Below are 24,895 nucleotides of genomic sequence, written 5' to 3' on the forward strand. Positions count from 1 at the left end.
AATGAAGAAACAGTATCTGATATATGTACTATTTGTATTGTTGTTATCTAATTGTGGGCTACATAAAAAAGGAGAGATTCAATTGACTGATTATGTAAACCCATTCATTGGTACAGCTGGTCCCGGGAATACATATCCAGGGGCAACAGTTCCTTTTGGGATGGTACAACTAAGTCCGGATATTGGAATACCCGGTTGGGATAGAATTGCAGGATATAATTATAAAGATTCTATTATTTCCGGATTTTCTCACATGCATTTATCAGGTACCGGCGCAGGAGATTTATATGACATTTTAGTGATGCCGACCAACAGCAGATTTACAAAACGGATTAAGGACAATAACTTTATACCGTTTTCAAGATTTTCACATGATAAAGAAACAGCAGTTCCGGGTTATTATGCCGTAAATTTATTAGATTTTGGAATTAAGGCAGAACTTACAGCAACAGCACGGACAGGTATTCATAAATATACTTTTCCTAAAGATGATGCTTCGCAGATTAATATTGATTTAGGCTATGCCTTAAATTGGGATGCTCCCATAGAAACCTATATCAATGTCGTGGATCAGACCACTATTGAAGGGTATAGAAAATCAACAGGCTGGGCCAATGAACAACGGGTGTATTTTGTTATAAAACTTTCAAAACCTTTTAAGTCATATCAGATTTTTAAAAACGATTCGCTTACAGCTAATCCATCAAAAGCAATTAAGACCAAAGTCGTTTTAAATTATAATACAATTGATGAAGATGAAATAATTCTAAAAACAGGACTTTCCACAGCTTCAATTAAAGGAGCTTATAAATCCTTAGAAGAAGAAGCTTCTGATTTTAATTTTGAAAATTATAAAGCTAAAGCCTCAGCCCTTTGGGAACAAGAATTACAAAAAATTCAGATTACAACACCAGACGATACCAAAAAGAAAATCTTTTATACCATGATGTATCAGTCGATGTTGGCTCCCACATTGTTAAGTGATTGTAACGGAGATTATAAAGGTGCCAACGGTACTATTGAAAATGCAAAAGGGTTTGACAGATACGATACATTTTCGTTATGGGATACCTATAGAGCGGCGCACCCATTGTATACTATTTTGCATCCAAAACGTGTTTCCAGTATGATTAATTCTTTATTGGCACATTATAAAGAAACAGGTTTGTTACCCGTTTGGTCCATGCAGGGAAATGAAACTAATATGATGATAGGCAACCACGCAATACCCGTTATTGTCGATGCTTATTTTAAAGGAATTGAACATTTTGATGCAGCATTGGCATATAAAGCCTGCGTAGAAAGCTCCATGGTTGACTCAAGACAATTGGATAGTTATAAAACATTAGGCTATGTTCCTGCTGATGAAAATAATGAAAACTGGTCAGTTTCAAAAACGCTGGAGTATGCCTATGATGATTGGTGTTTGGCACAGTTTGCAAAAGCATTACATAAATTAAATGATTACAAATACTTCCTAAAACGTTCTGAGAATTGGAGAAACCTGTACGATTCTAAAAGTACATTTATGCGTCCAAAATTGAAAAATGGAGAATTTATAAAAGAATTTGTCCCAAAAGAATATACTCCTTATTTCTGCGAAAGCAATGCATGGCAATATTTTTGGTCAGTGCCTCAAAATATTGAAGGGTTAATAAAAGTCGTTGGCGGAAATCTGGCTTTTGAAAAAAAATTGGATTCAATGTTTACCTTAAATCCTTTACCTGAAGACAAATTACCTATATTTAGCACAGGTATGATTGGGCAATATGCGCATGGCAATGAGCCAGGTCACCATGTGGCTTACTTGTATAACTATATTAATCAACCCTGGAAAACGGAAAAATTAGTTAGGGAAATTTTAGGGACTCAGTATAAAAACACTCCCAGCGGGCATTGCGGAAATGAAGATTGTGGGCAAATGTCTTCCTGGTATATATTTAGTTCATTAGGTTTTTATCCTGTAAATCCGGCTCAGGGGATTTATAGTTTTGGATCACCATTATTTGACACAGCCACAATTAACTTAGAAAACAATAAAATATTTGTTATAAAAACAAGGAACAACAGCAATGAGAATATATATATCCAATCTATTGAATTGAATGGAGAAAAAACAGACAGAAATTATATCACACATAAAGAGATTACTCAAGGAGGAACCTTAATTTTTACAATGGGTAAATTCCCTAAAAAAGAGAAAAATTACATGGCATTATCTTCAGAAATGTTTCATTAAAAAAATAAGTATATGTCAAATAGAAGAGATTTTATAAAAAAAACAACTTTAGGCACACTTGCCGTGAGTTCTGTTTTAGGCTACAGCGGATTTGCTAAGAATACAAAAGAGGAAAAAATTCCGGAAATCGAAGACTTAGGAAAAAAGCAAAAAAAACCAATTATCATTTCGACATGGAATCATGGTTTACCCGCTAATGAAGAAACCTGGAAACAATTAAAAGCAGGAAAACCAGCCTTAGATGCTATCGAAGCCGGCATGAAAATTCCAGAAGCTGATCCAAATGTCCGCAGTGTTGGTTATGGCGGATATCCGGATCGTGATGGGAAAGTAACTCTGGACGCCTGTATTATGGATCATAACAGTAATTGTGGTTCGGTTTGTTTTCTGGAAGGCATTATGCACCCTATTTCGGTGGCAAAAAGAGTGTTACAGAATACGCCTCACGTTATGCTGGCAGGACAGGGAGCGCTTCAATTTGCATTGTCTGAAGGTTTTAAAGAAGAAAACCTGTTAACTCCGGAATCTGAAAAAGACTGGAAAAAATGGCTGGAAGATTCAAAATACAAACCTGTAATAAATATAGAAAATCACGATACAATTAGTATGCTGATGCTGGATCAGGACGGAAATCTTGCCGGCGGCTGTACAACAAGTGGCGCAGCCTGGAAAATGCATGGCCGCGTTGGTGACTCCCCAATCATCGGCGCGGGGCTTTTTCTGGATAATGAAGTGGGTGCTGCTGCTGCAACCGGTTTGGGAGAAGCAGTAATCAGAACTGCCGGAAGTGCAATGGTAGTTGAATTAATGCGTCAGGGAAAATCACCTTTTGATGCCTGTAAAGAAATTACAGAACGTATTTACAACAAGCATAAAAACCATAAAGACATGGAATATCTGCAAGTTGGATTTATTGCCTTAAATAAAAATGGTGAACATGCTGGTTACAGTTTAAGATCAGGATTTAATTATGCTGTTTCTGATGATGAAAAAGGACACCGAATGGAAGATGCTAAATTTAAAATGGCCTGGGAAAAATAAATTACACACAATATTGTCATTTCGACGAAAGGAGAAATCGCACTAGTTAATCGACAAAGATTAACGATTTGCTATGAGGAGTTTCATGTGTGATTCCTCGTCCCTCGGAATGACAAACTTTGACAAAGCTTGCAAGTTTCAGGCAGACTGAGAATAAAAAAAAACAAATAATGAAAAAAAAAATATCCATATTATCAATACTAATTATCTCCATTTTATCTGTTAACGCACAGGAAAAAGTTCCTTTCTGGCAAAACGAAAAAATCAATGAAGATAACAGAGAACCTATGCATGCTGCTTATTATGTTTTTGAAAACGAAGCATTGGCATCCAAAAATGACTGGAGACAATCTAAAAATTACCTGGATATAAACGGAGCATGGAAATTTAAATATGTCAACAGTCCGAATGATTTACCAAATGAATTTGAAAAAAGCACTTTTGACGACTCAGCCTGGGATAATTTTAAAATTCCGGCCAGTTGGGATGTAAATGGTTATGGATATCCTGTTTATGTAAATACTACTTATGATTTTGATTATATAATGGCCCCAAATCCGCCATTTGTTCCCACAAAATATAATCCGACAGGAGTTTACAGAAGAGAAGTAACAATTGATAAATCCTGGGAAGGAAAAGATATTTTTCTTCATGTTGGTACGGCAAAATCAAATCTGACGGTTTGGGTAAACGGTGTTTATGTAGGTTATGGCGAAGATGGAAAACTTCCGTCTGAATTCAACATAAATAAATATGTAAAAACCGGTAAAAACAGTATCGTTCTGAAAGTAATGAAATGGAACGACGGCTCGTATTTAGAATGTCAGGATATGTGGCGAATGAGCGGAATTACAAGAGATTCTTATTTGGTTGCCAGAAATAAAGCACATTTAAAAGATTATGAAATTGTTCCGGATCTGGATGCTTCTTATGTAAACGGGACTTTAAAAATTTCAACTGCATTTTCGGATTTAAATAAAAAAGATAATTATACTTTAGAAGTTCAGCTTAAGGATGGTTCAACAATTGTTGCTTCAAAAGTTATTCCGGCGTTAAACGAGAAACAAACCTTTGATTTTGCAGTAAACAATCCTAAAAAATGGAGTGCAGAAATTCCGAATTTATATCAAATTAGTTTTCTTTTAAAAGATAAAAAAGGAAATATTGTTGAAGTGATCAATCAAAATGTTGGTTTTAGAAAAGTAGAAATTAAAGGCGGTCAACTTTTAGTAAACGGAAAAGCTATTTACATAAAAGGCGTTAACCGTCATGAAACTGATCCTGTTACGGGACAAACAATTTCAAGAGAGCGCATGGAGCAGGATATTAAAATGATGAAAGAATTTAATATCAATGCAGTGAGAATGTCACATTATCCAAATGATGAATATTTTTATGAATTGTGCGATAAATATGGAATTTATGTTGTTGACGAAGCCAATATAGAATCGCACGGAATGGGTTATGATATTACCAAAACATTGGGGAATAAACCCGATTGGGAATTGGCGCACATTCAGCGTATGCAGCGTATGATTGAAAGAGACAAAAATCATACTTCAATCATTATCTGGAGTATGGGGAATGAAGCGGGTAACGGTTATAATTTTTACAGAGGTTATTTGTGGATAAAAAACCGCGATAAATCAAGACCAATTCAATACGAGAGAGCTACTGTTGGTGGCTGGGACGGAAAAACCTTAAAATTTGACTGGGATTCTGATATTATAGACCCAATGTACAGTTCACCAAATAAAATGGAAGAATATATTGAGGCAATTCCAAATCCGACACGTCCTTATATCCAATGTGAATATGCACATGCAATGGGGAATTCTATGGGAAATTTCAAAGATTATTGGGATGTGATTAGAAAACATCCAAATTTTCAGGGAGGTTTTATTTGGGATATGATCGATCAGTCAGTTTATAAAACTTTACCTGACGGAACCCGTATTCTGGCGTATGGAGGTGATTTTGGACCAAAAGATGTAATAAGCGATAATAACTTTGTCAACAACGGGGTATTTACTGTAGAAAGAAAACCAAATCCGCATGCTTTTGAAATGCGAAATGTGCTGCAAAATATTTTGACTTCCTGGGAAAATGCTTCAACTGCAACCATTAAAGTTTATAATGAATTTTCATTTAAAGACTTAAGCAATGTCAGTTTACACTGGAAATTAGTTTTAGACGGAAAAGACGATATTAGCGGCGTTATCGATAATTTAGAAATCAATCCAAACGAATCTAAATCGTACACGCTTCCAATTAATTTAGATGGAAGACAATTTAAAGAAGCGTTTATAGATGTGACCTATCATATTAAACAAGACGAGCCGTTTTTACCAAAAGGTTTCGAAATTGCTACAGAACAGCTTGCGTATAAAGGAAGCTGGAAAAATGATATAAAAATTGAAGGTGCAGCAAAAATTTCAGTAGAGAAAAAAGAAAACAGTACTATATTTAAAAGTGATAAAGCTGAAATAGTTTTTGATAAAAAAACAGGATTTATAAATGGATATTCATTCAATAATCAATCTATTTTAAAAGATGGATATCAATTACGCCCTAACTTTTGGAGAGCACCGAACGATAATGACTTTGGAGCTAATCTTCAGGTAATTTTAAAAGCATGGAAAGATGCTACAGATAATCCAACATTGGTTAGCTGGACATATTCTGTTACAAAAGATAATAAAATTTTAGTAAAAGCAATGTATAATTTATCTTCCGTTTCTTCGACTTTAGAACTAAATTATGAGATAAACAGTAACGGGGAATTAGGCGTAAAAGAACAACTGAATATTGATAAAACTAAAGAGCAGCCGGTACTTCCAAGATTTGGAATGGAAATTATCCTGCCTAAAGATTTCAGCAATATCAGTTATTACGGAAGAGGGCCGCATGAAAATTATATCGACAGAAATTACAGTGCTCAGGTTGGCATTTATAATCAAACGGTTTCTGAGCAATATTATCCTTATATCCGTCCGCAGGAAACCGGAAATAAAACAGATATCAGATGGTATCAGTTATCAAATAATAATCTAAAAATAACCGTTAAGTCAGATGATTTACTGGCGGTTACAGCATTACATTTTTTAAATGAAGATTTGGATGACGGTCTGAAAAAAGACCAAAGACATGCTGCTGAACTTAAAGAAAGAGATTTAACAAGTTTAAAAATTGATTATAAACAAATGGGTGTCGGCGGTATTGACAGCTGGCAGGCATGGCCAATGGAAAAATATTTGCTGAGAGACAAAAGCTATCAATATCAATTTACAATTACACCATCTATAAAATAATTTATTATGAGGGTATTAAAACCATTCCTTGTCGTAATCTTTCTAAGTGTTTTAAGTTCTGGATACAGTCAAAAAATATTCACAGAGAAGGATATTCAAATAATTCCGAAGCCAATGAATTTGGTAATTCAGGGAGGAATATTCCAATTCTCCAATAACACGAAGTTTGTTGTAAACAATGATTTTCAAAAAGAAATTGCAACCGCTTTAATAACCAAATTTGAAAAGGCTGCCGGATGGCGCCCTGAGATTTCAAATGTGATTCCACAAAGTAATTATATTCAGTTTAAAGTAGATCAAACCCTAAATAAAGAAGCTTATAAATTAGAAGTAAATGCTAAAAATATTACGATTACTGCCAAAGGAAATGCAGGTTTTATTTACGGATTAGAAAGTATCCGACAGTTACTTCCGAGTGCTATTGAAAGTAAAAATATCGTATCGAATATAAAGTGGGAAATTCCAAATGTCATCATTACAGATGAACCCCGTTTTCAATGGAGAGGTTTGATGTTGGATTTGTCACGTCATTTTTTCGATAAAAATTACGTACTGGAGACTATTGACCGTTTGGCAATGCTTAAAATGAATGTACTGCATCTCCATTTGGTAGACGATCAGGGCTGGAGAATGGAAATTAAAAAATATCCAAAATTAACTGAAGTTGGTGCCTGGAGGGTCGATCAGGAAAACGTAATCTGGAATGCCAGACTTACTGTAAATCCGGATGAAAAAGGAACTTACGGAGGCTTTTTGACACAAGATGAATTAAAAGAAATTGTAAAATACGCAGCAACCAAAAACATCGAAATCATTCCGGAAATTGAGATGCCCGCTCATGTAAGCAGCGCAATTGCATCGTATCCGGAATTAGCTTGTTTTAATCAGCGTATTGGAGTTCCGTCTGGCGGATTATGGCCTATTACCGATATTTATTGTGCAGGAAAAGAAACGACGTTTGAGTTTCTGCAAAATGTAATCGATGAAGTCATAGCTGTTTTCCCTTCAAAATACATTCATATTGGTGGAGATGAAGCAACCAAAACCAATTGGGAGAAATGTCCTTATTGTCAAAAAAGAATGAAAGATAATGGCTTAAAAGACGTTCATGAATTGCAAAGCTATTTCGTTAAAAGAATGGAGAAATACATCAATTCAAAAGGACGAAAATTAATTGGCTGGGATGAAATACTGGATGGCGGAATCGATCCTACTGCAACCGTTATGAGTTGGAGAGGAGATAAAATTGGTGCTGAAGCGGTACAAAAAGGCCATGATGTAATTATGACGCCGGAATCACATTGTTATTTTAATTTTTATCAGGGGCCTCAAAACGAAGAACCTTTGGCTTTTGACGGATATACGCCTTTAAGCAAAGTGTACGAATTTGATCCAATTGTATCAGCAATATCTCCTGCAGACGCCAAACATGTTTTGGGCGGACAAGCTAATTTATGGTCAGAACATCTTCCCGGACCAAAAGATTCGGAGTATATGATTTTTCCGAGGCTGGCTGCATTATCTGAAGCATTATGGAGTCCTAAAGAAAGTCGTAATTGGAATGATTTTACAACCAGATTGACTCCTTTGTTGCAACGTTATGATTATTTAGGTATCAATTATTCAAAAAGTGCCTATTTGGTTACTGCTTCTTCAACAGCTGATTTAGTTCAAAAGCAAATCAATATTACTTTAAAAAATGAATTTCCAAATCCGGATATTCGTTATGTTTTGGGTAATAAAACTCTGGCAGGAAATGCTGTAAAATATACAAATCCGATTCAATTTAAAGAAACTACTATTTTAAAAGCTTCTTTGTATCAAAATGAAAAACTAGTGGGCAAAATTTTTACGGATACTATTATTTTCCATAAGGCATTTGCACACAAAGTAATGTATTTAACACCTTACAATCAAAATTATAAAGGTGACGGCCCTTTTCAAATGGTAAATACTATCAGAGGTTCTAAAAATTTCCATGATGGGCAATGGCAGGCCTGGCTGATAAACGATATGGAACTTGTTATTGATCTTGAAAAACAGGAAAGTGTAGAACAGGTAATCGTTGGTACTTTAGAAAATCAGGGTTCGGGAGTTTATTTTCCAATACAAATTAAAGTACTGTTGTCAACTGACGGCATTACTTATAAAGAAGTCGGAAAAATATCGCGTCCGTTTGCTGTAAACGCAAATTCGGAATTGAAAGATTTTAAAATCAATTTTGGAAAACAGAACGCCAGGTATGTAAAAGTAATTGCAGGAAATTTAAAAAAGAGCCCAAAAGGAGAAGATTCCTGGTTGTTTGTAGATGAAATCTTAGTGAATTAAAACCCATTGGGTACAATTATTTAACACATAGAAACATAGATTTATATTTAGAATTAAAAAAAGAATCTAAAAAGAAACTAGTTTCTCACACATAGTTATGTGTGTGTTAATGCAAGTGAGACGCTTTTTTAAACTATGAAGACTATGTCTCTATGTGTTAAATAAGAATTTCATAATTAAAACAAAAAATAATAAACAATAAATAGAGTAAAAATGAAAAGAGGAATATTCATAATCGCCATTTTATTTTCAGTTCAAATGTTTTCTCAAGCCATTTATGAAGATGAAAGATATGTTCCGGAAACAGATCCGTTGGTATTGAAAAATTTAGATGAATGGCAGGGCAAAAAGTTTGGTTTGCTAATGCATTGGGGAACTTACAGTCAATGGGGAATTGTAGAATCATGGTCAATATGCCCTGAAGATTATGGATGGTGTGAGCGCAAAAAAGGAAGTAATCCTGCTAATTATAATGATTATGTAAAAGATTATGAAGGCTTGAAAAAAACATTTAATCCTGTAAAATTTGACCCTGCAAAATGGGCAAAAGCAGCGAAATATGCCGGAATGAAATACATGGTTTTTACCACGAAACACCATGATGGTTTTAATATGTTTGACACCAAATATTCAGATTATAAAGTAACTGACAAAGATTGTCCTTTCAGCAGTAATCCTAAATCAAATATTGCTAAAGAAGTCTTTAATGCATTCAGAAATGAAAATTTAATGATTGGTGCTTATTTCTCTAAACCTGACTGGCATAACGAAAATTACTGGGATCCTTACTTCCCTCCTTTTGACAGAAACGTAAATTATGATCCGACGTTATATCCTGAGAAATGGAAAAAATATGTTGATTTTACACATAACCAAATTTTAGAATTATTGACAGATTACGGTAAAGTTGATATTTTGTGGTTAGATGGCGGATGGGTAAGAAAAAGAGATCAGCAAAATATTAAAGAAAACTACGAGGAGAAATTTACAGAAAACGAATCAAAAAACGGATTTATCAAACACAGAGTGGTTGAGCAAGACGTTAAAATGGATGAATTGGTTGCAGAAGCGCGCCAAAAACAACCTGGTTTAATTGTAGTTGACAGAGCAGTTCATGGTAAAAACCAAAACTACTTAACTCCGGAAAACAGAGTTCCCGAAAAAACATTACCTTATCCTTGGGAATCCTGTATTACTTCCGGCGGTGGCTGGTCTTATACTCCGGATGCCAAATATTTAACCGGCAGAGAAGGTATTCATATGCTTATTGATGTTGTGGCCAAAGGTGGAAATTTATTATTAAATGTAGCTCCAAGCCCGGAAGGTGAATGGCAGCAAGGCGCTTATGATTTATTGACAGCCTACGGAGACTGGATGAAAGTAAACAGCACAGCAATTTATAATACAAAACCAATTGCTCCTTACAAAGAAAACAACATTTGTATGACTCAAAATAAAGAAGGAAATGTTTTCTTGTTTTATTTGGCTAAAGAAGGAGAAACTAAAATTCCTGCAGAAGTTGTCGTAAAATCCATCAACCCTAAAAAAGGAACAAAAATCTCGATGTTAGGTTCTAAAACATCATTAAAATGGACAAAAGAAGCGGAAGGATTTAAAGTTGTAATTCCGGAAAGCTTAAGAAATAATTTACCGGCAAAAGAAGCCTGGACATTAAAGATTGAAGCTGTTAACAGATAGACAAAATAATATGTTTTTAGATAAAAGGATAACCATACAAACAGCATGCTTATTTTGCATGCTGTTTTTTAGCGTAACTATTTTTGCACAACAGCCGGCTGATTATGTGAATCCGTTTATTGGAACTTCTAATTACGGAGCTACATTCCCCGGACCTATTGCGCCAAGAGGAATGGCGAGTATCAGTCCGTTTAACGTAGCGGGACCTCAAAATTTGCCCTTAGAAAAAGACAGCCGCTGGTTATCTAATCCATATGTAAACGAAAATACATTTTTAACAGGTTTCAGTCAGGTAAATTTAAGTGGTGTCGGCTGTCCTGAATTGGGTGTTATTTTATTGATGCCAACTACCGGAGCTGTAGAAACCAATCATTTGAAATATGGTTCTGTTTATTCAAACGAAATTGCAAAAACAGCTTATTATAGTGTAAACATTGATAAATATAATATCAAAGCAGAATTTACAGCATCTAAAAGAGTTGGTGTAAGCAAATTTACTTTCCCGAAAGGAGAATCTAATATTTTATTAAATCTTGGTTTAGGTTTGACAAATGAAGAAGGCGCTATGGTAAAAGTGGTTTCTTCATCTGAAATTGAAGGAATGAGAAGCGTTGGTTCGTTTTGTTACAACAGTCCGGAAGATGCATATCCGGTATATTTTGTTGCGAAATTTTCTAAACCTGCCAACAAGTTTGGGGTTTGGAAAAAACCATCAAAATACGAAGGTACAGAAGCACAATGGATGACGTATAACGGAAAAACCAGAATGATGGAAAATACAATCAAAACGGTTGTTGGTGACAGCATCGGAACTTATTTTTCCTATCAGTTTGACAAACCAGAAACGGTTGAAGTTAAAATTGGAGTTTCGTACGTAAGCATCGCAAATGCACGCGAAAATTTAGAAAAAGAAACCGGAAACAAATCATTCGACACCGTTTATAAGGAAACGTACAACGAATGGAACCAGGAACTTTCTAAGATTTTGGCAGAAGGCGGTTCAAAAGACGATAAGACTATTTTTTACACGGCATTGTATCATACTTTGATTCATCCAAATACCTTAAATGATTTCAATGGGGAATATCCTGAAATAAAAAGAGGCAAAATTGGTAAAACAGACGGAACGCGATACACTGTTTTTTCGCTTTGGGATACCTATAGAAATTTACATTCGTTAATGTCATTGGTATATCCACAGCAACAATCAAATATGGTTAAAAGCATGCTGGAAATGTATGATGAAAATGGCTGGCTGCCGAAATGGGAATTAAATTCTACAGAAACGTTTACTATGGTTGGCGATCCTGCAAGTATTGTTATTGCCGATACTTACCTAAAAGGGATTCAGGATTTTGATGTGCAAAAAGCCTACAAAGCGATGTTGAAAGGTGCCGACCAAATCGAAAACAATCCATTACGTCCGGGGCTTAAAGATTATATCGAAAAAGGATTTTTAACAACTAGTGATCGTGGACCCGTTTCTACAACACAGGAATATAATGCATCTGATTATTCGATTTCACTTTTAGCGAAAGCATTAGGAAAAAAAGAAGATCAGGAACGTTTTAAAAACCGTTCGTTATCCTACCGAAAATTATTCGATAAAAATTTAAAATTACTTCGCCCAAGAACAGCTGACGGAAAATGGTACGAACCATTTGATCCTGTATCGGGAGCCAATTTTGAAGAAAATATTGGTTTTATAGAAGGTAATGCATGGCAATATGCTTTTATGGTTCCGCATGATATCAAAGGGCTTATAAAATTAATGGGCGGTGATAAAGGCTTTTCAAATCAATTGCAAAAAGTATTCGATATTAAACAATTTGATATGGCAAACGAGCCTGATATTGCTTATCCTTATTTGTTTAATTACATCAAAGGAGACGAATTTAAAAGTCAGGAAATGGTAAAAAAACTGGTAAAAGAATATTTTCAGAACAAACCAAAAGGGTTACCGGGAAATGACGACACCGGAACTATGTCTGCCTGGTTAGTATATTCAATGATGGGAATTTATCCGATATCTCCCGGAGATCCGATTTACACGATTACTACCCCAATGTTTGATAAAATAACGATTCAATTAGATTCAAAATACTATAAAAATAAAAGTATTGTAATTGAACGGGAAAAAAATAATGATCGCAAAATCAATAAAATTGAATTAGACGGAAAAACGATTAATAGTTTTTTTATCTCTCATGAAGATTTTGTGAATGGAAAAACACTGAAAGTGATTCAAAATTAAAAAACACGATTATGTTACAATTAAGAATGAAAAAGACAGCCATTATTTTCGTAATGGCTTTAGGTTTTTTTAACCAAAGCTCAGCACAGAAAAAGTATCCATACCAGGATGCTAAAATGCCTGTTGAAGACAGAGTAAAAGACTTGTTAAGCCGAATGAGCCTGGAGGAAAAAGTTCGTCAGATGGATATGTACAAAGGCGAGTATTTTAAAGACAAAGAAGATTTTTCCAAAACCAAATCTGATGCTAAAATCGGAAATCTTGGCATTGGGGCTATTCATGATATTTATCCGCGTTCGGCGAAAATGATTAATGATCTTCAGAGTGAAGTTATTAAAAAGAACAAATGGGGTATTCCTGCGCTGATTATGTGTGAAATGCTTCATGGTTATTTAGACGACGGAAGTACTGCTTTCCCAATGAGCATTGGTTTAGGTTCTACCTGGGATACCAGTCTAATGGATAAAGTTGGAAAGGTAATCGGAACTGAAGCCAGAGCCCACGGAGTTCATTTTGGTTTAGGCCCTAATTTAGATGTTGGTCTTGAGCCGCGTTGGGGAAGAGTTGCCGAGACATTTGGTGAAGATGTTTATCTGAACAGTGAAATTGGCCTTGCGATGATAAAAGGAATGCAGGGTGAAGATTTGAAATCAGATCGTTCTATTATTGCAGAACCAAAACATTTTGCAGTTCACGGTATCCCACAGGCAGGAGGAAATGCATCTCCGGTTTTGGTTGGGGAACGTTCTGCCCGTCAGGATTTTTTACCATCATTTGAAAAAGCTTTTAGAAAAGGTGGCGCTTTAGGAACCATGTGTGCCTACTCTGAATTAGACGGTATTCCTTGTGCGGCAAATCACTGGCTTTTGACTGATGTTTTGAGAAAAGAATGGGGTTTCAAAGGAATCGTGGTTTCAGATTTGGGAGCTATCAAATACCTCCAAACTACTCATTATGTTACAGACTCTCCAAAAGAAAGCATCAGAACTGCAATTTCTGCCGGGGTTGATATGCAATTTTATGATTTCACAAATGAGTTCTGGCAGCAAACGATTATTGATTTGGTGAATGAAAAAAAACTTACGATGGAGCAAATAGACCGTGCTGCTGGAGGAGTTTTAAGACTTAAATTTTTATTAGGCTTATTCGAAAATCCGTATACTGATAAAAACCTGATTAAAGAGCGTTTTCATACGAAAGAAAATCAGGATATCGCTTTAGAAGCAGGTCATAAATCTATTGTTTTATTAAAAAATGAAAACAATATTTTGCCCTTAAAAAAGGATATCAAAACGATCGCTGTTATTGGCCCAAACGCCAATGCTTCAAGATTGGGTGGATATTCTGTAAAAAATAAGGTTGGAACAACAGTTTTAGAAGGTATAAAACAGGTTGTGGGTGCAAAAACAAATGTACTTTATGAAGAAGGTGTGCCTTTGATCGTGATGGGACAGGTTATTCCGAAAGCTTATTTGTTTACCCCTGATGAATCTCAAAACGGACTAAAAGGAGAATATTTCAACAATAGGAATTTAGAAGGAACTCCTGCCCTGACCCGTATTGACAGTCAATTAGAATTCGATTGGCCATGGTCTCCCGGAGATGGTGTTGCAGATGATGATTTTTCTATTCGCTGGACGGGTTTCATAAAATCAGAAAAAGCATTTGACGGCTGGTTGGGTTTAAGTTCTGATGACGGAATCAGAATGTGGATTGACGATCAGTTAGTGATTGACAACTGGACAAAAGGAGCTACTAATATGGTAACTACGCCAAAAAATATTGAAGCCGGTAAAAAATACAAAGTCCGCATTGAGATGTGGGAAGGCGGCTGGGGAGCAAGAGCTCACTTACGCTGGAATTTAGAAAAAGTCAATTTACAACCTGCCATAGACGCTGCTAAAAAAGCTGATGTTGCGATTGTAGTTTTAGGAGAATCCAATGAATTGGTTGAAGAAAACAGAGATGTTGCTACTTTAGATTTACATGGTATGCAGCAGGAACTTATTGAAGCGATTCAAAAAACAGGAACTCCGGTAGTTTGTGTATTGCTAAATGGCCGTCCGCTTTCGGTAAATTGGATCAGCGAGAATATTCCGGCTATTGTAGAAGGATGGTTTCCTGGTGAAGCTGGTGGAAAAGCAGTTGCTGATGTTTTATTTGGAGATTATAACCCGGGAGGAAGACTTCCAGTTACATTTCCTAAATCCGTGGGACAGTTACCTATATATTACAATCAGAAACCTTCTGCCATACACAGATATGTTTCTGAAAGTGAAAATCCATTATATACTTTCGGATATGGCCTGAGTTATACAAAGTTCGAATATTCAAATTTTAACCTGAACACTAAAGAAATTAAACCTGACGGCGAACTGAAAGTTAGTGTAGATGTTAAAAACACAGGAAATTATGATGGTGATGAAGTGGTACAATTATACATCAATGATGTTTACAGCAGTGTAACAACTCCGAGAAAAACATTAAAAGGTTTTAAAAGACTATTTATTAAGAAAGGTGAAACAAAACAGGTAGAATTTGTATTAACTCCGGAAGAATTAAGTCTTTGGAACAGAGAAATGAAAAGAGTTGTTGAACCTGGTGATTTTGAAGTTATGGTTGGAGGAAACTCTGTCGATTTGCAAAAACTAAGCTTCAGGGTTGTAAATTGATTCCAAAAACATATAATTTATGTTTTTAAGTATAAAACAGATAATATTCTAATGAAAATAATAATTGTTGTGAGTTAATGAGGCGCCAACATTGGAAACGTAAGGATTTTAATTATAAAAATGTAGTTTAAAATAAAAAAATTACCCTACACCTTTTCAAAATTGTCATTTGTCGAAATAATGATTTAATTAACAATGCTCTGCGTAAATTTAACATGTTATTAACTCACAAACAATTAAACTATGAATCAAAACGTACTAAAATTACTGTTTTTGTTTTGCTTGTTAGGATTTCAGACTCTTCAGGCTCAAACATCTACAGTAACAGGAACAATCACAGACGCTGGCGGAATGCCAATCCCGGGAGCAAATGTTGTTGTTAAAGGGACAAAAACCAGTACATCATCAGATTTTGATGGTAAATACAGTATTAGTGTTACAAATCAATCAGCAATTTTGGTATTTACTTATGTAGGGAGTGCCACTAAAGAAATTCCTGTTGCAGGATTAACTAGTATTAATGTAACATTAAGTGCCAACAACCAACAATTATCTGAAGTGGTAGTAACTGCGTTAGGTATTAAGAGAGAGAAAAAAGCCATCTCCTATTCCGCTCAAAATGTTGGGATTAGTGAAATTTCCCAAGCAAGGTCATTGAACGTTGCCAACTCACTTTCCGGTAAAGTTGCAGGTCTTAACTTTTCTACGACTTCTAATGGTGTAGGAAGTTCTTCCAGAATTACTTTAAGAGGGAATAGATCTCTTAATGGTAACAACCAGCCAATGTATGTTGTGGATGGTGTGCCAATTAGTAACGGAACAACGACTACAAATCCAGATATTGATACAGGAGGAACAACACAACCTGATGGTATTTCTAACATCAACCCAGAAGATATTGCTTCTATGACAGTTCTTAAAGGACCGTCTGCAGCTGCTCTTTATGGTACCAGAGCAAGTAATGGTGTAATCGTTATTACTACTAAATCTGGACAGGCTGGAAAAACTTCTGTTTCGTTGTCATCTAATTTCATGGCTTCAACAGCTTACAACTTAACGAACTTCCAAAATGAGTACGGTCAAGGAACTCAAGGAAACTACGTTGCAAACTCTAGCTCAAGCTGGGGAGCAAAATTAGACGGAAGTCAGGTATCTGCTTGGCAGTTAGTTCGTAATCCAAATTATTCTGGTCCTGCAACTACAAGTTACTCACCACAGCCAAATAATTCAATGGATTTCTTTAAAACAGGTTATAACTTAGCCAATACATTAACTGTAACTACAGGAAATGAAAAAGCTCAAGGTTATTTCTCTTATACTAACACTCATGCAGAAGGTATCGTGGGAGGAAATAAATTAGAAAGACACAATCTTAACTTAAGATTGACAAGCAAACTTTCTGATAAATTATCTTTAGATGTAAAAACAAATTATATTGTTCAAGACATTGATAATTTATTAAGAACAGGTGAAGAGTCTATTGGTACATCAGTTTATTTATTGCCTCGTAGTATTAAATATAACGATTACAGAGATTTTGAATATAGAGATGCTGCCGGACAATTGCAAAAGAATTACTTCTTAGATGAAACCGGAGCTCCTGGTGGAAATCCATATTGGTCTGCATTACGTGACGATTCTCGTAAAGACAAAAGAAATAGATTTATTGGTTTAGCTTCTCTTAAATATGAATTTACAAAAACGTTAAGTTTACAAGTTAGAGCAGGTTTGGATCAAATGACAAATAAAGCAGTAAGAAACAGATATGCTACTGCTGAATTTAATAATAACTTAGGTTCTTACAGCGAATCTTATGAGACAGTAAGCGAATTTAATACTGATGCCTTACTTGCTTATAATGAGAAATTCGGAGACTTTTCTGTAAGTCTTAATGCAGGTGCAAACATGCTGCAACAAAACAGTTCTTCTTTAGGTTCTGGAGGTATTTTAAGTAAAAGAAATTATTTTGCCCTATCTAATGTTTCTACTATTTCATCTACTAGTACAGCTTCTGAAAAACAAATTAACTCTGTTTACGGATTCGGGCAAATTGGTTATAAAAACTATTTGTTTTTAGATATAACAGGAAGAAATGACTGGTCATCTACTTTACCAGCAGATAATAGATCATTCTTTTATCCTTCAGTTGGTCTTTCTGGTGTAATTTCAGATATGGCAACATTGCCGGAAGTAATCAGTTTTGCAAAAGTAAGAGCTTCTTACGCAAAAGTGGGTAATGATACAGATCCTTACCAAACAAGTTCTAGATTATCATACATTGGTGGTAACGGAGGTATGTTATACGGACAAACAACTGCTGCAAACCCAAATCTTAGACCAGAGATGTCTAATTCTATAGAATTTGGTGCTGATATTAGATTCTTAAGAAACCGTATTGGAGTAGATTTTACTTATTTCAAAACAAATACAAAAGATCAGATTTTCTATATCAACACACCTGAATCTTCTGCATATTCCAGAAGAGTTGTTAATGGTGGTGAAATTCAAAATAAAGGTTACGAGGTTGTGCTTACTGCGACTCCTATCCAGACAGAAAACTTTACTTGGGATATTACTACAAACTTCGCAACTTACAAATCTTTAGTAAAATCTATCTATGATGGAAGAGATGAATTGGTACTTGGAGAAGGAAGGTTAGTAAGAAGTAAAGTTGTTGAAGGTGGAGAATACGGAGATTTGTATATTAAAGGTTTCCAAAGAACAGCTGATGGCCAAATTATTGTAAATGCTGCTGGTTTACCACTTGCTACAAATAGTTTTGATGTTCGTGCCGGAAACTTTAATCCAGATTGGACTGCAGGTTTCAAAAATAATTTCAAATACAAAAACTTCTCATTAAGTTTCCTAGTTGATTTCAGAATCGGTGGAGAAGTTATTTCTTATACTCAGGCCAGACAAGCTGGTTTAGGAGTAAATGATATTACATTGGCAGGAAGAGAAGGCGGTATTGTTGTTGGTGGTGTTGTTGCTAACGGAGATGGAACATATAGTCCTAATACTACAAGTATAACAGCAGAACAATACTGGACATCTGTAGGGCAAAGAACTCCAATTGCAGAGCCTTTTATTTATGATGCTACAAACATTAGATTAAGAGAACTTGTATTTGGATATTCTTTACCAAAACGTTTATTAGGCAACTCAGGTTTCTCAAATATTGATTTTTCATTAGTGGGAAGAAACTTATTCTTTTTCGTGAATAAAGCAAAATATTTTGATCCAGAACAAGGTGCAGGTACAGGAAATTTACAAGGTATAGAATCTTTCAACATTCCTTCAACGAGAGATTATGGAGTTAATGTTAAATTTGGATTTTAATTAATAAAAAAGATATCATGAAAAATAGTTATAAAATTAAAACACTGGGGGTTGTCTTATCGATGGTTGCTGTTTTTTCAAGTTGCACAAGCGATTTTGATGACGTAAACACAGATAAAAATTCTCTTACTGAAGATCAATTAGATGCGAGTCTAGCAGGTCCTTCATTTGCATCTGCACTTTATGCAGGTATTCATAATGGATCGTACTCTTCACCAGGTGTAGATGATCAAGGAACCTGGGGTATTGCTACCGGGATATTATCATCTACTTTTATCCAATACTTAAGCTGCGGATATGGTACAGAAAGAAATGATTTCAGCGGTTTTGAAGCTCGTGGATGGACTAGATTTTACACAGTTGCTGTTCCGGCTTTAAATAATGCTGTTAAAGCTGCCGCCGGAGATGAGCAGGCACTTGCTGTATTAAAAATTTGGAAAGTATTCATGTACAACCAAATGACAGATGCTTACGGACCAATTCCATATACAGAAGCTGGAAATGGTAAAGAAAAAGTGGCTTACGACAGTCAAGAGACTATCTATGCAGACTTCTTTAAATTGTTAGACGAATCTAATGCTACATTAAGCAGCAGTTCTTCTGCAACAGTTGGTTTATTACAACCAAATGATAGAATTTATCAAGGCAGCACAGACAAATGGAGAAGATTTGGAAACAGTCTTAGATTACGTATCGCATTAAGAATTTCTGATGTTGATGCCGCTAAAGCTAAAACACAAGCAGAAGCTGCTGTAGCAGCAGGAGTTATCGAAACTAACGATCAAAGTGCTTACTTTAAAGTTAGTAACATTACTCCAAACAACTTAAACATGATTGTAAACGGATGGGGTTATACAATGACTGCATCTATGGAAAGTATCCTTAAAGGATATAATGATCCAAGATTACCGCTTTGGTTTTCTCCTATCGAAACTGGAGGTTATCAAGGAAAACCTATTGGAGGTTTAGACGATCAGTTTGGCACAACTAAGTTCTCTACATTTAATAATGATGTATTAGGTAATGGTTCTACAGGAACTATCAGCGAAACTAAAAACATCGAAGTTTTCATGGCTTCTGAGTGTTATTTAAACAGAGCTGAAGGTGCTTTGAACGGATGGAATATGAGCGGAACTGCTCAAAGTTTATATGAAGCAGGTATTAAATTGTCTATGGCTCAATGGGGTATTACCAATACCGCTGATATCAATGCTTACATCGCAGGAAATACACTGCCGGTTGTACCTCAAATTTTAGCATCTTACCCTACTTTAACAGAATTAGCAGATGTACCAGTAAAACTTCCGGTTGCTTGGTCTTCTACCGAAGCTAATCAACGTACACAAATTGCAGTGCAAAAGTATTTAGCATTGTTCCCAGAATCTTGGGAAACTTGGGCTGACTTACGCAGAAGTGATGCAAAAGTAATTTATCCGATACTTAACACAGATAACGTTGACGCAGGTGTTGGTAAAAGCCTAATGAAAAGAGTTATCTACACTACAAATGAATACTCTGCCAACAAAGACGCTGTTCTTGATGGAATCGTAAAATTAGGCGGTCCGGACACAGGAGGAACGAAACTTTGGTGGGATGTAAAATAAATTTAATAAGTAAAGATAAAGAGATTCGTTACTTATAACAGCAAAAGGAGAGGTAACACTCTCCTTTTGTTTTATATAAACATTTAATAATAAAAACTATGGCCAATAGCAATATCCTATTTTATCCAAACAATGATAATACATTAATACCCATTATAATTATAGCCGGACTTTTCTTTATTCTTGGATTAGTAGCCTGGGCCAACTGTGTTTTGATTCCATGTACGAAAACCATAAACAAAAAATGAATCGTCAGCAATAATTAATTATTGACTTATTAATCCTTATCATAAACAATGATTTTTAAATTAAATTATCCATTGATATTATTAGCTTTAGCCGTTTTTCCTGTGCTTACGTATAAAGAAAAATATAGTAGTTATCGCCACAAAATCTTATTAAGCTTTAAAATTATAAAAACAGATTATGAGAATTTTTAAATTTATAATAGTTTTTTTGCCTTTGATTCTTGCTGCTCAAAATAAATCGGAGGTATTTAAAATTAGTTATGATCAATATAGCAATGGAAAAAAAACAAATGAGGATATATCCATTTTTTTTCAAAATCAAATGCTTTTTTTGTCAAAACCAGAGGATAAGGTTCAACAATACATTGATTTAAAGAATAATTGTAATATTAGCGCGATTAATTACGAGGGAAAAGTATTTAAAAAAGTAACTCCTTTTGATAGTTTACCTATTCCCAAGCAAGAAAATGACACTCGAATTATACTTGGATATAAGTGCCAACATGTTTCTTTTTCTTATTTCTCAAATAAAATCGATGTCTGGTATACTGAAAAGACTGCTGCAAAAGGAACACCTAATAGTAATTTTTTGCCAAATAAAAATGCACTTGTTCTTGAATTGGTTTATAATGGGAATGAAACTTTGACAGCCAATTCTATAACGAAAGTTAAAAATTATAAACCATTTGTTAATTATGATGACAAAACAGTACTGGTTAATAAGTCAGAATTTGAAGAAATTATCATTAATTCCAGATATAATAAATTGCATGTTTTTGAGAATGAAGTTCTAAACTTCGACCCAAATTCTGCAATTCCCCAGGAAAAAGACCTTATTACAGACAAGGTTTATCATTTTTCTAAAGGAAGCGTAGTTCTCAAAAAAATAAAAATTACTCCGGAATTAAAAAACAGCAGTGCCATTTTTGCAAAACTAACTTGTAAGTCTAATGGAGACGCTTATGATCGAACAGGTTCTGTATTTATTATTCCAACGAAGAAAAAAGGAATGACTACACCATTAGACGCTTATTTGTATGGTTTAGAAAAGTTGCCGGTTTACACAGACAATAAAAAAAATAAATACCAGGGAATAATAAAAGAAAAAGAGTATTCTCCTTCAATTGAAATACTAAGTTTTTTTACACCATTTGGGGTTAATTATTTTAATGATAAGAGAAAAATAAATAATTATAACTGGGCTGAAAATGTCATTTATAAAGAAGAAGTAACTTCTTTAATTCCAACAGATGAAGATGAAATCTGGATTGGCGTTTTTATTGGTAATTATGATGCAGGTGGTCATATAATAAGTCTCGAACTGGACTCTTATCCTTCGATGAATAAAAACGAGAATACTGCTAAAAAAAATTATATAGCACCATTATTCTCAACGGTAAATACCCTGGAAATGTCAGGACAAAACTATGGAGGGCTTTTTGCTAATGATACTTTAAAGGTAGATTTTGAAATAGAGGAAAATATTGAAAATCTACAACTTTTGTATACCACTACGGGGCATGGAGGCTGGGATAACGGAGATGAATTTACTCCCAGAATGAACAAACTATTTGTTGATGGCGAAGAAGTTTTTAAAATTATACCCTGGAGAACAGATTGTGCATCGTATCGTTTATCTAATCCGGCATCGGGAAATTTCCCTGACGGTCTTTCTTCCAGTGATTTAAGCCGGTCAAATTGGTGTCCCGGAATGTTGACTTCTCCTTATATTATTCCTTTAACTAAGTTTAAAAAAGGAAAACATGTCCTGGAGGTTGTTATTGAACAAGGTCCTAATGAAGGTCCCAGTACTAATCATTGGAATATTTCGGGAGTACTTGTTGGAAAATTAAATAGCTTAGATGACAAAAAATAATATTCATTACAGCACTTAATCATCATCTCAGGTAAAAAACACCGCTACTTATCAACTCTTACGATTAACAATGATTTTTAAATTAAATTATCCCTTGGTATTATTAGCTTTAGCCTGTTTTTCCTGTGCTTCCGTGTTAGAGAAAAATCCAAAAGCAACCAATATCACTCAAAGTTATATTTCTAACGAACCAATAACAAACAACAGCCACGCCGCAACTCTTGTTGAAATCAAACCCGGCCAACTTATGGCTGCCTGGTTTGGCGGAAAACATGAAGGAGCTAAAGATGTAGGGATTTATTTGTCGACTTATAAAGAAAAAACATGGTCATCGCCTCAAAATATTATTAAGCCCTTAATAAAACAAGGTGATACTTTACCGTGCTGGAACCCTGTATTATTTAAAAGTAAAAGCAAAAAATTATACTTGTTTTATAAAGTTGGAAAAAATCCGAGGGAATGGTTTGGTGCCATGATTACCTCTAATGATGACGGGACAACATGGAGCAATCCGAAATACCTGCCCGAGGGAATTCTGGGTCCCATTAAAAATAAACCCATAGAAACAACTCAGGGAACTATTTTGTGCGGAAGCAGTACAGAAAGTATAGAAAATAATCAGTGGAGAAGCCATATTGAAACTTATACTGAAGCAACCGATAAGTGGACCAAAATTAACATTGAAAACAATAAAAATTTTGATATTATCCAACCTACATTTCTGGTTCATTCTGATAAAATTATTCAGATGCTGTGTCGAAGTAAACACAATAAACTAATTACCAGCTGGTCTAAAGATAATGGACAAAATTGGAACCATACCGATACCCTGAATGTGGTAAACTCTAACTCAGGTGTTGATGCACTGACCTTATCAAAAAAATCTTTTTTATTGGTGAATAATCCCCTAAAACAAGGAAAAGACTGGTTCAATGGCAGAAATATACTGGACGTGGAATATTCAAAAGACGGACTATACTGGACAAAATTATTTGATCTTGAAAACCAAAAAGAAGGCGAATTCAGCTATCCGGCAATAATTCAGGCTTCAGACGGAAAAATTCATGTTTTATATACGTACAATCGAAAGTATATTAAACATGTTGAATTTGACATAACCTATTAATGCCCAAAAGTTACATCAAAGGCGAAATCAAAAACAAAAAAGGTTATCCTTAATCACTAAGCGGAATATCTGATTATCTTAAATAAGTAAAACAAAGAAGTCTCCCGTCTTAATTTTTTGAAAGAGGATATGAAGCACTTTTTTTTACAACTTCAGCAATTTTTTCATCCAACTGATTACAAGATGTAAAAAGATGTTCTAATAATTCGGCACTTTCCGGAGTATTAAGATCCATTTCTTTAACCAGATTTAATATGCCCATCATATTGGTAAGAGGCGCCCTGATTATATGGGAATGATTGAATGCTATTTCCTGCAGCTTAGAATTTTGATCCTCTATTGCCTGAATATAATCCAGGGTTTCGGTTATATCATTCGCAAGGACAAGTCCATATTTTACCTTATCAATATAGATTATATTGCTTACAACTTCAACATACATTATGGTACCATCTTTCTTTTTATGTCGGTAAATTCCGTTAGTGAAGAGTTTTTTATGTTTTCGTACCATACCTACAGCTTTTTCCAACTTTACTAAATCTTCCTTAGGTCGTATATCTTTTAATGTCATTTCCTTAAATTCATCTTTTGTATATCCATACTTACGGACAGCGGCATCATTGACACGCCAAAATTTTAAAAATTCTAAATCATAAATCCACATAGGAACAGGATTCATCTCAAATAAATTACTGTATTTACGCTCCAGGTTTTTTAACTTAATATGAAATTTATTTTTTTCACTAATGTAAATAACGCTTTTAAACAGCAGCAAAGAACTTAACTCACTTTTTGGCAAATAATCAAATACATTAGCACTATTATCTGCATTTTTCGAATCAACAATTTCCGAAATTGCCATAATATCCGAAATGACTATTACTCCTGCTCTGCTTATGTTCTTTTCAATAAAATCTAATATTTCGATACCGCTGTCTGTATGATTTATACATACTAAAATCACATCAAAGTTAAAAGCAGAAATTATTTTGCAGACACTTTTAAAATTTGCAGCAATAGTGATTTTAGGAGAAGAAATCCTGTCATGAATCAATTCGCTCATATGTTCAATTTCCTGAACATCACTACTAAATATAAGAATACGATATTGAGGAAAATTTTTCTGCATAACTATTTGGGGTCAATTTATAAATTTCGA

12 protein-coding genes are annotated in these 24,895 nt (G+C 34.7%); 11 read left to right on the forward strand and 1 reads right to left on the reverse strand.

Annotation, left to right across the window (positions count from 1 at the left end):
• Nucleotide 1 precedes the first annotated feature (1 nt).
• From PMI10_RS17055 to PMI10_RS17105, 11 genes are all read left to right on the forward strand, one after another.
• On the forward strand, nucleotides 2-2,239 hold the full coding sequence (locus PMI10_RS17055) for a GH92 family glycosyl hydrolase (protein ID WP_007810301.1): 2,238 nt from the start codon (nucleotides 2-4) through the stop codon (nucleotides 2,237-2,239).
• Nucleotides 2,240-2,251: 12 nt separating this feature from the next.
• Entirely contained in the window at nucleotides 2,252-3,280 is a 1,029-nt protein-coding gene (locus PMI10_RS17060) for an isoaspartyl peptidase/L-asparaginase family protein (protein WP_007810302.1), read from the forward strand.
• 170 nt (nucleotides 3,281-3,450) lie between these two features.
• Nucleotides 3,451-6,591, forward strand: a complete 3,141-nt coding sequence (locus PMI10_RS17065; RefSeq protein ID WP_007810304.1) for a glycoside hydrolase family 2 TIM barrel-domain containing protein — start codon at nucleotides 3,451-3,453, stop codon at nucleotides 6,589-6,591.
• Between the two features lie 6 nt (nucleotides 6,592-6,597).
• The gene (locus PMI10_RS17070) at nucleotides 6,598-8,919 is read left to right on the forward strand and encodes a beta-N-acetylhexosaminidase (protein WP_007810306.1); all 2,322 of its coding nucleotides are present in this window, start codon (nucleotides 6,598-6,600) and stop codon (nucleotides 8,917-8,919) included.
• Between the two features lie 213 nt (nucleotides 8,920-9,132).
• The gene (locus PMI10_RS17075) at nucleotides 9,133-10,617 is read left to right on the forward strand and encodes an alpha-L-fucosidase (protein ID WP_007810309.1); all 1,485 of its coding nucleotides are present in this window, start codon (nucleotides 9,133-9,135) and stop codon (nucleotides 10,615-10,617) included.
• Between the two features lie 10 nt (nucleotides 10,618-10,627).
• Nucleotides 10,628-12,871, forward strand: coding sequence for a GH92 family glycosyl hydrolase (locus tag PMI10_RS17080; protein ID WP_007810311.1), 2,244 nt, complete (start codon nucleotides 10,628-10,630; stop codon nucleotides 12,869-12,871).
• A gap of 11 nt (nucleotides 12,872-12,882) precedes the next feature.
• Nucleotides 12,883-15,543 (forward strand): glycoside hydrolase family 3 C-terminal domain-containing protein, encoded by a 2,661-nt coding sequence (locus PMI10_RS17085; protein WP_007810313.1) that lies wholly within the window; start codon nucleotides 12,883-12,885, stop codon nucleotides 15,541-15,543.
• A gap of 243 nt (nucleotides 15,544-15,786) precedes the next feature.
• Nucleotides 15,787-18,882, forward strand: a complete 3,096-nt coding sequence (locus PMI10_RS17090; RefSeq protein ID WP_007810314.1) for a SusC/RagA family TonB-linked outer membrane protein — start codon at nucleotides 15,787-15,789, stop codon at nucleotides 18,880-18,882.
• 17 nt (nucleotides 18,883-18,899) lie between these two features.
• Complete coding sequence (locus PMI10_RS17095; RefSeq protein ID WP_007810316.1) at nucleotides 18,900-20,486, forward strand: SusD/RagB family nutrient-binding outer membrane lipoprotein; 1,587 nt, start codon at nucleotides 18,900-18,902, stop codon at nucleotides 20,484-20,486.
• 579 nt (nucleotides 20,487-21,065) lie between these two features.
• Nucleotides 21,066-22,610 carry a PNGase F N-terminal domain-containing protein gene (locus tag PMI10_RS17100; RefSeq protein ID WP_238539479.1) on the forward strand — a complete coding sequence of 515 codons (1,545 nt, stop codon included), beginning with the start codon at nucleotides 21,066-21,068 and terminating at the stop codon, nucleotides 22,608-22,610.
• Between the two features lie 70 nt (nucleotides 22,611-22,680).
• Nucleotides 22,681-23,736 carry a sialidase family protein gene (locus tag PMI10_RS17105; protein ID WP_007810323.1) on the forward strand — a complete coding sequence of 352 codons (1,056 nt, stop codon included), beginning with the start codon at nucleotides 22,681-22,683 and terminating at the stop codon, nucleotides 23,734-23,736.
• A gap of 109 nt (nucleotides 23,737-23,845) precedes the next feature.
• On the opposite strand, the gene PMI10_RS17110 is transcribed toward PMI10_RS17105, so the two are convergent.
• Nucleotides 23,846-24,865, reverse strand: a complete 1,020-nt coding sequence (locus PMI10_RS17110) for a PAS domain S-box protein (protein ID WP_007810324.1) — start codon at nucleotides 24,863-24,865, stop codon at nucleotides 23,846-23,848.
• Nucleotides 24,866-24,895 lie beyond the last annotated feature (30 nt).

The organism is Flavobacterium sp. CF136, assembly GCF_000282055.1.
Lineage (GTDB): Bacteria > Bacteroidota > Bacteroidia > Flavobacteriales > Flavobacteriaceae > Flavobacterium.

What these genes read in the sequence shown, in the direction of transcription:
- PMI10_RS17055 (WP_007810301.1), top strand. Translation starts at nt 2, where the DNA reads ATGAAGAAACAGTATCTGATATATGTACTATTTGTATTGTTGTTATCT.
- PMI10_RS17060 (WP_007810302.1), top strand. Translation starts at nt 2,252, where the DNA reads ATGTCAAATAGAAGAGATTTTATAAAAAAAACAACTTTAGGCACACTT.
- PMI10_RS17065 (WP_007810304.1), top strand. Translation starts at nt 3,451, where the DNA reads ATGAAAAAAAAAATATCCATATTATCAATACTAATTATCTCCATTTTA.
- PMI10_RS17070 (WP_007810306.1), top strand. Translation starts at nt 6,598, where the DNA reads ATGAGGGTATTAAAACCATTCCTTGTCGTAATCTTTCTAAGTGTTTTA.
- PMI10_RS17075 (WP_007810309.1), top strand. Translation starts at nt 9,133, where the DNA reads ATGAAAAGAGGAATATTCATAATCGCCATTTTATTTTCAGTTCAAATG.
- PMI10_RS17080 (WP_007810311.1), top strand. Translation starts at nt 10,628, where the DNA reads ATGTTTTTAGATAAAAGGATAACCATACAAACAGCATGCTTATTTTGC.
- PMI10_RS17085 (WP_007810313.1), top strand. Translation starts at nt 12,883, where the DNA reads ATGTTACAATTAAGAATGAAAAAGACAGCCATTATTTTCGTAATGGCT.
- PMI10_RS17090 (WP_007810314.1), top strand. Translation starts at nt 15,787, where the DNA reads ATGAATCAAAACGTACTAAAATTACTGTTTTTGTTTTGCTTGTTAGGA.
- PMI10_RS17095 (WP_007810316.1), top strand. Translation starts at nt 18,900, where the DNA reads ATGAAAAATAGTTATAAAATTAAAACACTGGGGGTTGTCTTATCGATG.
- PMI10_RS17105 (WP_007810323.1), top strand. Translation starts at nt 22,681, where the DNA reads ATGATTTTTAAATTAAATTATCCCTTGGTATTATTAGCTTTAGCCTGT.
- PMI10_RS17110 (WP_007810324.1), bottom strand. Translation starts at nt 24,865, where the DNA reads ATGCAGAAAAATTTTCCTCAATATCGTATTCTTATATTTAGTAGTGAT.